An 11,573-nucleotide genomic window follows, 5' to 3' on the forward strand; every position below is an offset into this window, starting at 1 on the left:
ATGAACCAGGCCGCCGACGCGCAACGCCGCAGTCTCCGGGCGCGCCTGTCCGCCGCCCCGGTCCTGTCCGATCCCGACGCGGCCGCCGCGCGCCTCGCCGCGGTTGCGCCCGCGTGGCCGGCGGGCTTCCTCGACGTCCCCCTGCGCGCCCTGCTCCTCGGCCTCGCCGACCATTCCGCCTTTCTCTGGCAGCTGGTCGCCCGGGCCCCCGACCGCCTCGCGGCCCTCGTGGAGGCCGAGCCGGAGGCCGCCCTCGCGGCCGTCATCGCCCGCCAGCGGACGGCCGGGCAGGCGCCGGACCTCGACGCCGTCGCGCGCGCGCTGCGACAGAACCGGGCGGAGCACGCGCTCCTGGTGGCCCTGGCGGATATCGGCGGGCTCTGGCCCCTGGCCACGGTGACCCAGGCCCTGTCGGACTTCGCCGACGCCTCGGTACGGGCCGCCGCCGACGCCATGCTGCTCCAGGCTTCGGCCGCCGGGCGCTTCCTGCCCCGCGACGCGGCCGAGCCGCAGGCCGGCTCCGGACTCATCGTCCTGGCCCTCGGCAAGCACGGGGCGGGCGAGCTCAACTACTCGAGCGACATCGACCTCGTGGTCTTCTTCGACCCCGAGACCGCCCCCCTGAAGGCCGACCTGCCGCCGACGCCGTTCTTCAGCAAGCTGGCGCAGGGGATGGCCAAGCTGCTGCAGGAGCGCACCGCCGACGGCTACGTCCACCGGGTCGATTACCGCCTGCGTCCGGACCCGGGCTCGACCCCGGCGGCGCTCTCCCTGAATGCCGCGTACGTCTATTACGAGAACCTCGGCCAGAACTGGGAGCGGGCGGCCTACATCAAGGCGCGGGCGATCGCCGGCGACATCCCGGCCGGGGAGGCGTTCCTGGCGAACCTGCGCCCCTTCGTCTGGCGGAAATACTTCGACTTCGCCTCCATCGCCGACGTGCACGCGATGAAACGCCAGATCCACGCGGTGCGCGGCCACGACACGATCGCGGTGGCGGGCCACGACATCAAGCTGGGACGCGGCGGCATCCGCGAGATCGAGTTCTTCGTCCAGACCCAGCAACTCGTGTTCGGCGGGCGTCGGCCGGAGCTGCGCGGGCGCAGCACCGTCGCCATGCTCGACGGCCTGACCCGCGACGGCTGGATCGACGCCACCGCCCGCGACGACCTCACGGCGGCCTACGACTTCCTGCGCACCATTGAGCACCGCCTGCAGATGCTGCGGGACGAGCAGACCCAGCGCCTGCCGAGCGAGGCCGACGAGCTCGCGCGCTTCGCCCGCTTCGCGGGCTTCGACACGCGGGACGCCTTCGAGGCGGCCCTGTTCCACCACGCCCGCCGGGTGCAGGGCCACTACGCCCTGCTGTTCGAGGCCGAGCCCGACCTGTCCTCGGAGGTCGGCGACCTCGTGTTCAGCGGCACCGGCGACGACCCCGCGACCCTGGCGACCCTGACCAAGCTCGGCTTCCGCGAGCCCGAGCGGGCGGTGGAGACCGTGCGCGGCTGGCATTTCGGCCGGCGCCCGGCCGTGCGGACGCCCCGCGCCCGCGAGGTGCTGACCGAGCTGGTGCCGGTGCTGATGCAGGCGCTGGGCGGCACCGCCCACCCGGACGCCGCCCTCGACACCCTCGATCGGGCCTTCGCCCGGATGCCGGCGGCCCTCGAACTCCTCACCATCCTGCGCTCGAACGAGCGCCTGCGCCTGCTCTTCGCCGACCTCCTCGGCACGGCGCCGCGGCTCGCCGAGACCGTCGCCTTCAGCCCGCACGTCCTCGACGCGGTGATCGACCGGGATTTCGCCGATGCCGGCACGGATGCCGAGGCCCTGGCGCAGCAGGTCCGCGCCCGCCTCGGACAGCCGAGCGACCATGAGGACTTCCTCGACCGGGCCCGCGATGCCGCCCGCCAGCTCCGCTTCCTCACCGGGGCTCGGCTCCTCTCGGGCATCCTCTCGCCCGAGGAGGCCGGCCGCGCCTTCGCGGGCATCGCCGACGCGGTGATCGCCGTGACGGTGGAGCGGGTCTCGGCGAGCTTCTTCGCCGAGCACGGGGCGGTGCCCAAGGGACGCCTCGCGGTGCTCGGCCTCGGGCGCCTCGGCGCGCGCCAGCTCACGGCGGATTCCGACCTCGACCTCGTGCTGGTCTACGACTTCGACCCCGACGACCGCACCAGCGCCGGCCCGAAACCCCTCGACGCGGCGGTGGCCTACAACCGCCTGGCCCAGCGCATCGTCGCCGCCCTCACGGTGCCGACCCGGCGCGGCCATCTCTACGAGGTCGACCTGCGCCTGCGCCCCGGCGGGGGCCAGGGCCCGGTGGCGGTGCAGTGGCGCAGCTTCCGCAGCTACCATTCCGAGGAGGCGGAGCTCTGGGAGCACATGGCTCTGACCCGCGCCCGGGTGGTCGCCGGCGACGCGGGCCTCGGCGCCGAGCTCGAGGGCGAGATCCGCGCCATCGTCGCCCGCCCGCGGGACCCCGCCGAGGTCCGGCGCGCGGTGCGGGAGATGCGAAGCCTCGTGGAGCGGGAAAAGGGGCATCGCGGCCCCCTCGACCTCAAGCTCGCCCCCGGCGGCCTGCTCGACCTCGATTTCCTGGCCCAGGCCCTGGTGCTCGGTCAGGCCCATCGGCGACCGGACCTCGTCGGCCTCGGCGCCTGCGCGGTGTTCGCGAAGGCCGCCGATCACGGCGACCTCGCCCGGCCTGATGCGCAAAGCCTGCTGGACGCCTATCGCCACTTTGACGACGTGCTGCACTGGCAGCGCCTGATGGTGGAGGGCGACCCGGCCGAGGCCTCGCCCGTGGCCCTGGCGCGCCTCGCCGTCGCCATGGGCGCCCCGGATTCGGGCCGGCTGATCGCGCAGCTGGACGAGGCGCGAACCGGGATCCGGGCGCTGTTCGAGCGCCTGATGGCGGGGTGAGGACAGGGGGCGGGCCGAGGCCCTCCGCCCGGGACCAGCGTTCGTGCGAGACGAGAGACATCGTGTAAGCGGCGGATCGTTCCGACGCTCTGAGGCGCTCCGTCCCGGCAGGGCGATCGCCGTCCGCCGCGGGGTTCCGGGCCGACGGGGTGCCGCACGCGGATCTCGTGCCTCGACTGCGGTCGCGAGCGGACGTTTGCCGATGGCACCGCACCATCATTCCCGGGTGCCGCAGGCGAGCCCGGACTCCCGAACCGCCGACGCTGGATCAGTCCTGCATCGCCGGTGTGTCTGGATCCCGGACGCCGCTGCGCGGCTCCGGGATGACCTCGTGCGGCGCGCGGGCCTTCGACGCGCCGACCGGCCTCTTCGATCCCCCTGCCGGCAGGGGGCGCCGCCCCGAAAACCTCAGACCGGCTCCGTCACCGCCTCGGGCGGGCGCGGGGTGGCGCCGGCAGCGTCGCGGAGGGAGGCGACGGTTTCCTGGGCGGCGTCGGCCACGAGGTTGCGGCGGTTCTCCGCGGTGGGGATCGGCATCCGCACCATCACGATGGTGCCGAGGCCTTCCTGGGAGCGGATGCGCAGGGCGCCGCCATGCAGCTCGGCCATCGAGCGCGCGATGGCGAGGCCGAGGCCCGAGCCCTTGTGGCTGCGGGTGAGGTTGGTCTCGACCTGCTGGAACGGCGCGCCGAGGCGGCGCAGGGCCGATTTCGGGATGCCGATGCCGGTATCCTCGACGTAGATGTGGACGTTGGCCCCGGCCGGCCGCGCCTTGATGATGATGCGGCCGTCGCCGGCGGGGGTGAACTTCACCGCGTTCTGGACGAGGTTGGTGAGGATCTGGTGCAGGGCGCGCTCGTCCGCCAGCACCGTCAGGGCCTCGACCACGTCCACCGCGATGGTCAGGGACTTGGCCCGGGCCGCTTCGCCCACGAGCTTCAGGGTGCCCTCGATCGCCCCGGCCACCGCGATCTCCCGCGGGGCGAGCTTCACCGTCTGGGCCTCGATGCGCGACATGTTGAGGATGTCGTCGATGACCGAGAGCAGGTAGTCGCCGCTGGTGCGGATGTCGCGGCAGTAATCGGTGTAGCGGGGCGAGCCGAGGGTGCCGTAGACCTCGCTCTCCATCAGCTCGGCGAAGCCCATGATCGCGTTGAGCGGCGTGCGCAGCTCGTGGCTCATGTTGGCGAGGAATTCGGACTTGGCCTGGTTGGCGCCCTCGGCCTGCGCCTTCTGGTCGAGGTAGCGCTCGGCCAGGTCGGCGAGCTGCTGGGTCTGGAGCTCCAGGGTCCGGCGCGAGCGCTTCAGATCGCGCACGGTCTCGATCAGCTCGCGCTCGGACTGGACCAGCTGCTCCTGGTGGCGCTTGAGGCTGGTGATGTCGGTGCCCACCGAGACGTAGCCGCCATCCTTGGTGCGGCGCTCGCTGATCTGGAGCCAGCGCCCGTCGGTGAGCTCGGCCTCGAAGGTGCGGGCGGTGGCGCCGCTCGGCTCCAGGTCGCGCAGCTCGCGCCGGACCGGCGGCAGCACGCCCCGCCCCATGATCTCGGCGTAGCGCCGGCCCGGGATCGCATCCTCGGGGCTGAGGGCGTGGAGGTGGCGGAATTTCGAGTTGCAGAGGACGAGGCGGTTGCCGGTGTCCCAGAGCACGAAGGCCTCGGAGATGGCCTCGACCGCGTCGCGCAGGCGCATGTCGGCGGTGGCGTTGAGCTCGGCGAGGTTGCGCTGCTCGGTGACGTCGAGGGCGATGCCCACGAGGTGGCGGCCGCCGTCGATGGTGTCCGGCACGATCTCGGCCCGCATCCGCATCCAGACCCAGTTGCCGGTGGCGCCGCGCACCCGGAACTCGTGGTCGACGGTGGACTGGCTGGCCGCGAGGTGGCGGGCCAGGCTGTAGAGGTCGCCGTCGTCGGGATGCACCAGGGCGTTGACGTCGCCGAAGGACAGGAACTCGCGCTCGCGGTGATAGCCCAGCAGCGCGTACATCGAGTCGGACCAGTAGATCCGCCCGCGCGGGATGTCCCAGTCCCAGAGGCCGCAGCGGCCGCGGCCGAGGGCGGTGTCGAGGCGCTGCTTGATCTCCTCGCAGACCCGGTCGACGGCGTAGGCCCGGCGGGTCTGCAGGGCATAAGCGATGCCGGTGCCGATGATGACCAGGGCGGCGGCGCCGAGGAGGATCGCTTGGTTGCGCATCCGCGTGGTCCAGGCGGCCGTGATGTCGGTGAGCGGCTGGAGCACCGCGACCTGGCCCCGCCCGCCGGGCAGGTTGCGCAGGGCCGCGATCACCACGGAGCCGTCCGCCAGGGTCACGGTCATGACGCCGGCGCTCTCGCCCAGGGTGGAGAGCGCCTGCATCTCCCCGAGATGCTGGGTCAGGGTGCGGCGCGGGCCGGGCAGGGGCGGATTGGCCGCCACGATGACGTCGTTGGGGGAGATCAGCAGGATCTGGCGGCCGGCATGGAGCAGGCCCGGCGGCAGCAGCGCGCCGAGGTTGCGGTGGGCCGCCTCGCCCTTGGCCTCGCCGTCGATGTCGACCCCGGCGAAGGCCGCCGCGGCCAGGCGGGTCACCGCCTCCACGTCCGTGGTGGCCGCCCGGATCACCTCCTCGCGCTGGGCCTGCAGCAGCATGGCCGCCACCGCGCCGAGGCAGATCAGGAACGTGGCGAAGAGCGCCGGCAGGGCGAAGCGCAGCCAGGTCTCGGCTCGCACGAAACGGACATGAGCGGCGTGTTGGGGCCGGTGGATGCCAAGAATCGTATCCGCGCGCGCGGAGAGGGAAGCGGAATCCGCCTCCAGCATGGACTAACTCCGCCGTTGGGATTTGGGCACCGGGAAGGCGGGTCGCCCGCTTTCCGAATCGTATACGATTCAACATTTCCGGTGGGGTTTTGTCCACGCGTTTTTTCCGGCCACGCTTGACTCCCAACGCGAATCCAAGGTGCGGAATCGACGTCGGGAGAGCCTGAAAAAACGATTCTCTTCAGGCACTTGCTAGCCGGCGAGGGTCCGCCCGAGGATGTCTCCGACGTCCCGTGACAGGCCCGCAACAGCGCGAATTTTCAGCAATCTGGATTCGGCCTGGGCACGCCGCTCCGGTTCCATCATCCGCCACGATCCGAAGGCCGTCAGGAGCCGCGCGGCCACCTGCGGGTTGGTCTTGTCGAGCGCCAGAACCGCCTCCGCCACAAGGGCATAGCCCGCGCCGTCGGGGCGGTTGAACTGGGTCGGATTGCCCATGCTGAAGCTGCCGATCAGGGACCGGACCCGGTTGGGATTGGTCATCGAGAAGGCCGGGTGATTCTGCAGGCGGCGGATCCGGTCGGGGGTCTCGGCCTCCGGGATCCCGGCCTGGATCGCGAGCCACTTGTCGAGGACTAGGGGCTCGGCGCGGTAGGCCTCGGCGAATCGGTCGAGCGCCGATTCGCGCTCGGGACCCGGAACCTGGGACAGGACCGAGAGGGCGGCGAGCCGGTTGGTCATCGTCGTCGCCGCGTCGGTCTGGTGCGCGGCGAGCAGGGTCGCCGCGGCCGGATCGGCGGCCGCGACGAGGTCGAGGGCCGCGTTGCGGAAGGCGCGCCGGCCGGCCGCCGCGGCATCGGGGCTGAACGGCGTGCCGGGGGCCTCCGCCAGGGCGTCGCGCAGGGCGAGGAGCTGCGGCTTCAGGCGCGTCCCGAGCGCCCGGCGCAGGGCGTGCCGGGCCCGGTGGATCGCGTCCGGGTCGATCTCCGTGGCGATCTCGTTGGCGACGTCCGCCTCGCTCGGCAGGGCGAGCACCAGGGCGGCGAAGGCCGGGTCGGCCAGGGCCTCGCCCTCCAGGAATCCCGCCAGGGCGGCGCCGAACCCGTCCGCCCCGGCCTCCGGCAGGGTGCCCGACCGCGTCCCCTGCACGAGGAGGCGCATGGCCACGCTCTGGGCCGCCTGCCAGCGGTTGAACGGGTCGGTGTCGTGGCGCAGCAGCGTCAGCGTGTCGGCATCGGTCATCTCGATCTCGACCCGCACCGGGGCGGAGAAGCCGCGGAACAGCGAGGGCACGGCGCGCGCGGGGACGTCGGTGAAGGTGAGGCTGTCGCTCGCCTGGTCGAGCACGAAGACGCCGTCCGCGACCCGGTCGCTCGCCGCCCCGGCGAGGGGGCCGTCCGGGCCGATCAGGCCGAGGCGGATGGGGATCACCAGGGGCGGGGCGTCGGCGGCGCCGGGCAGGCTCTGGCGGAAGGCGAGGTGATAGGTCCGCGCCGCCGCGTCATAGCGGCCCTGCACCCCGACCCGCGGCGTGCCGGGGCGCTCGTACCAGCGGGCGAAGGCGCCGAGGTCGCGGCCGGAGGTTTTCGCGAAGGCGGCGAGGAAGTCCTCCACGGTGGCGGCGGTGCCGTCGTTGTCGGTGAAGTAGCGGTCCATCCCGGCCCGGAAGGCCTCGGCGCCCAGGAGGGTGCGCAGCATCCGCACGATCTCGGCGCCCTTCTCGTAGACGGTGGCCGTGTAGAAGTTGTTGATCTCGGTGTAGTGCCGCGGCCGCACCGGGTGGGCCAGCGGCCCGGCATCCTCGGGGAACTGGCGCGCCCGCAGGGTGCGGACCTCGCCGATGCGGTGCACCGCGCGGGAGCGCATGTCGGAGGAGAATTCCTGGTCGCGGAAGACCGTCAGGCCTTCCTTGAGGCAGAGCTGGAACCAGTCGCGGCAGGTGATGCGGTTGCCGGTCCAGTTGTGGAAGTATTCGTGCGCGATGATCGCCTCGATGGCGGCGTAGTCCGCGTCGGTGGCGGTCTCGGGCGAGGCCAGGACGTAGCGGTCGTTGAAGATGTTGAGGCCCTTGTTCTCCATCGCGCCCATGTTGAAGTCGGAGACCGCGACGACGTTGAAGACGTCGAGGTCGTAGGCGCGGCCGAAGGCGGTCTCGTCCCAGGCCATCGCGCGCGCCACGGCGTCGAGGGCGTAGTCGGCCCGCTCCGCCTTGCCGGGCTCGACATAGACGGCGAGCTCCACCGTGCGGCCCTCGCTGGTGGTGAAGGGGCGCCGGACAGAGTCGAGGCGCCCCCCCACCAGGGCGAAGAGGTAGGCGGGCTTCGGGTGGGGATCGTGCCAGATCGCGTAGTGGCGGCCGGGGCCGGCCGCGCCGGATTCCACCAGGTTGCCGTTGCCCAGCAGCACCGGCGCCGCGTCGCGATCGGCCTCGATCCGCGTGGTGTAGACCGCCATCACGTCGGGCCGGTCGAGGAAATAGGTGATCCGCCGGAAGCCGTCGGCCTCGCACTGGGTGCAGTAGACCCCGTTCGAGCGGTAGAGCCCCATCAGCTTGGTGTTGGCGCTCGGATCGATCCGGGTCTCGATGCCCAGGCTGAAGGGGCCGGCCGGCGGCCGGTGCAGGGTCAGGCCGGACGGCGTCAGGCTGTAGGCCTCGGGTGCGAGGGCCGCTCCGTCGAGGGTCAGGCTCTCCAGGGTCAGGTCCTCGCCGTCGAGGACGAGGGGGGCGCCCGGAAGCCCGGCCGGGTTGGGCGTCAGACTGAGCCGGGCCCGGACCCGGGTGGCGGTGGGATGCAGCGCGACGTCGAGATCCACCGTGTCGATCCGGTAGTCGCTGGGGCGGTAATCCTCCAGGCGGATCGTGATCGGGGCTTCGGTGCGCATGCGGACTCCTCGGGCTGAGCCCCCACTGTGCGGGGTGCGCCGCGGCGGCGCAACGCGCGCGGGCTCCGGCTCGTTGACGCGTGCCCCGCGTTGACCCGTGCCCGCGCCGGACCACATAGGCGCTAGTCCCCTGGAGAGCCCCCACCCATGCGATTCCTGCACACCATGGTCCGCGTCGCGGACCTCGACCGCGCCCTCGACTTCTACGTGAACACCTTCGGGCTTCAGGAGGTGCGTCGCGTCGACAACGAGAAGGGTCGCTTCACCCTCGTGTTCCTGGCCGCCCCCGACGATGCCGGCACCGCCAGGGAAACCCAGGCGCCCGTGATCGAGCTGACCCACAACTGGGACCCGGAGACCTATTCGGGCGGCCGCAACTTCGGCCACCTCGCCTACGAGGTCGACGACATCTATGCGTTCTGCGCCAAGCTGCAGGCGGCCGGGGTCACGATCAACCGCCCGCCCCGCGACGGCAACATGGCCTTCGTGAAGTCCCCCGACGGCATCTCGATCGAGCTGCTGCAGAAGGGCCCGGCCAAGCCGCCGCAGGAGCCCTGGTCCTCGATGGAGAACACCGGCTCCTGGTAGGCGTCCGGTCCGGGCGAACGACCCCCGCGCGGGGCCGTTCGTCCGGGGCCTCGGGCCCTCGTCTCAGGCGTCCCCGGTCTCCGGCACGGGCGTGATACCGAGCTGGCTCAGCTTGGCCGCCACGATCTCGATCGGCCGGCGCAGCTTCAGGCTCATGACCGAGACCGGAATGCCCTCGCGGGCCATCGCGGTGAGTTGCTGGACGGATTCGAGCGTCCAGGCGGTGTCGTTCGTCGCCATCGCGTCCTCCTGCTCCGTTGCGGCCCCTTGATCCGGTCGGATCCGGGAGCCCGGATGGTCCCTGGCGGCGCCGGACCTGCCGGTGCGCCAGCCCCGAAGACCTGGCGCGGGGCGCCGGCTCCGCAAGCGGCCTGGCCAAAATCCCGCCATGCCGCTCCCAGCGGCAATCGTCGTCTCGGCATGCCGCTCCCGGCGGCAATCGTCATCTCGGCATGCCGCTCCCGGCGGCAATGGGTCTCTCGGGATGCCGCTTTGCGGGTGAATCGTCGAGCGTCACCGCTGCTGCGCCCGCGCGGCGACATCTGGGCCTTGACCCCCGGGCCGTGCCCGGCGCACACCCGCGCCGGATCAGTCGGCCGGGCGGCCGCTCCGGGCCGCAAGGTCCGGGGAGGAAAGTCCGGGCTCCATGGAGAGACGGTGCCGGATAACGTCCGGCGGGGGCGACCCCAGGGACAGTGCCACAGAGAGCAGACCGCCACGGACCGGCGCGAGCCGGGCCGCGGTAAGGGTGAAAGGGTGCGGTAAGAGCGCACCGCGGACGCGGCAACGCGGACGGCACGGCAAACCCCACCGGGAGCAAGACCGAATAGGGGCGACAGGGCGGGCCTCGCGGTCCGCCAGGCCCTCTCTCCAGGCCCGTCGCCCGGGTTGGTTGCTTGAGGCGGTCGGCAACGATCGTCCCAGAGGAATGGCCGCCACGTCCGGGGACCGCGAGGTCCCCGGGCCCTACAGAACCCGGCTTATAGGCCGGCTGATCCGCTCGCCGAGTCACCGTCGCGCCGCCCCGAGACCGGCGGCGATCGCGATGGCCAGCGTTCGCGCAGGCCATCGCAGGTGTCGCGGTCGCAATGCCCCCGCATCGCCAGAATTCGATGTGCGGAGGCAGGTCGGCCGGCTCGCGCGCCGTGCAGGCGCACCGCAATCGCCCTCACCGAAGCTCCGATCGACCACGGCGTTGTCGCGACACGCGCGCTGAGATCGTGCGGCCGGGGCGTGCACGGCTTCCGATAGACTTGGCTCGCAGTAAGATCAGCTTCCGGTCTATGCTGATGTAGCGATGGGAAAGATTGTTTCTCGAACTAGGAAAAGCTTAAGATCGGACCGATAGACGAAGGCTGAGCCGGCCGGAGACACGATCTCGCGGGTCTCTGTTGTGATTGATCCGAGGTTTCGCGATGCCGTTTCTGCGCGGGATGATGATGCTGGCCGCCGGCGCCCTGCTCTGCGCCGGGCACCTTGCGACGGCCTCCGAACGCGACGATCCGCGGACCCCCTACCGGCGGCCGACCTCGATCCCGTTTCCGGAGAACGCCCCGTACTCGCCGCAGATGGCGACGCTGGGCAAGATGCTGTTCTTCGATCCGCGCCTGAGCGGCAAGCAGAACCTCAGCTGCGCGAGTTGCCACAACCCGTCCTTCGGTTTCGAGGTCCCGGTGCCGGGCGCGATCGGGGCGACCAACACGCCCCTGGGCCGCAAGGCTCCGACGGTGCTGAACGCGGCCTGGATCCCGACCCTGTTCTGGGACGGGCGCGCGCCGGACCTCGAGACGCAGGCGATGGGCCCGATCACCGCCGATGCGGAGATGGACGGCAAGTTTCCCGAAATCATCGCCCGCCTCAAGGCCCGGCCGGAATACGAGGCCTGGTTCGCCCGGCTCTTCCCCGGCAAGGGAGTGACGCAGGAGGGAATCCTGACCGCGATCGCCACCTACGAGCGGACGGTGGTCTCGGGCTGGGCCCCGTTCGACCGCTGGGTCGATGGCGACGAGACCGCGATCGCGCCGGCCGCGCAGCGTGGCTTCGCCCTCTTCACCGGCAAGGCGGGCTGCGCCAGCTGCCACACCGGCTGGAACTTCACCGACAACCGCTTCCACGACCTCGGCCTGCCGACCCGGTATCTCGGCCGCGCGGCCTTCGAGCCGGATTCGGTCCTGGCCCGGCACGCCTTCAAGACGCCGGGCCTGCGCAACCTGACCTATCGCGCCCCCTTCGGCCATGCCGGTCAGTTCGCCGACCTCGAGGCGATCGTCGCCTTCTACGAGAGCGGCGGGATCGCCCGACCCTCGAAGTCGCCGCTGATGAAGCCGCTCCGGCTGGCCCCGGAGGAACGGGCGGACCTGATCGCGTTCCTGCGCGCCCTCACGGCCGAGCAGACCCGGACCGCGCTCCCCAACCTGCCGAACTGATCCCAACCGAACTGCCCC

The 11,573-nt window shown here is 71.9% G+C and carries 6 protein-coding genes and 1 other RNA gene; 4 read left to right on the plus strand and 3 right to left on the minus strand.

Annotated features, from left to right (window positions below; translation table 11 throughout):
- Positions 1-2,919 (plus strand): bifunctional [glutamine synthetase] adenylyltransferase/[glutamine synthetase]-adenylyl-L-tyrosine phosphorylase, encoded by a 2,919-nt coding sequence (locus AC0IY1_RS04590; RefSeq protein ID WP_055955195.1) that lies wholly within the window; start codon positions 1-3, stop codon positions 2,917-2,919.
- Between the two features lie 408 nt (positions 2,920-3,327).
- Here AC0IY1_RS04590 and AC0IY1_RS04595 read toward each other — a convergent pair whose 3' ends face one another.
- Positions 3,328-5,718, minus strand: a complete 2,391-nt coding sequence (locus AC0IY1_RS04595) for a PAS domain-containing sensor histidine kinase (RefSeq protein WP_055955192.1) — start codon at positions 5,716-5,718, stop codon at positions 3,328-3,330.
- 192 nt (positions 5,719-5,910) lie between these two features.
- The gene (gene pepN, locus AC0IY1_RS04600; RefSeq protein WP_471768015.1) at positions 5,911-8,541 is read right to left on the minus strand and encodes an aminopeptidase N; all 2,631 of its coding nucleotides are present in this window, start codon (positions 8,539-8,541) and stop codon (positions 5,911-5,913) included.
- Between the two features lie 147 nt (positions 8,542-8,688).
- Here pepN and gloA point away from each other — a divergent pair, with 147 nt between their 5' ends.
- On the plus strand, positions 8,689-9,129 hold the full coding sequence (gene gloA / locus AC0IY1_RS04605; protein ID WP_055955186.1) for a lactoylglutathione lyase: 441 nt from the start codon (positions 8,689-8,691) through the stop codon (positions 9,127-9,129).
- Between the two features lie 63 nt (positions 9,130-9,192).
- On the opposite strand, the gene AC0IY1_RS04610 is transcribed toward gloA, so the two are convergent.
- Complete coding sequence (locus AC0IY1_RS04610; protein WP_181017248.1) at positions 9,193-9,369, minus strand: hypothetical protein; 177 nt, start codon at positions 9,367-9,369, stop codon at positions 9,193-9,195.
- Between the two features lie 348 nt (positions 9,370-9,717).
- Between AC0IY1_RS04610 and rnpB the strand changes: the two genes are divergently transcribed.
- Together rnpB and AC0IY1_RS04620 are read left to right on the plus strand one after the other, a co-directional pair.
- Positions 9,718-10,128, plus strand: an RNA gene (gene rnpB / locus AC0IY1_RS04615) — RNase P RNA component class A.
- A gap of 434 nt (positions 10,129-10,562) precedes the next feature.
- Entirely contained in the window at positions 10,563-11,555 is a 993-nt protein-coding gene (locus AC0IY1_RS04620; RefSeq protein WP_055955481.1) for a cytochrome-c peroxidase, read from the plus strand.
- Positions 11,556-11,573: the final 18 nt, after the last annotated feature.

Source organism: Methylobacterium sp. AC690 (assembly GCF_979256535.1).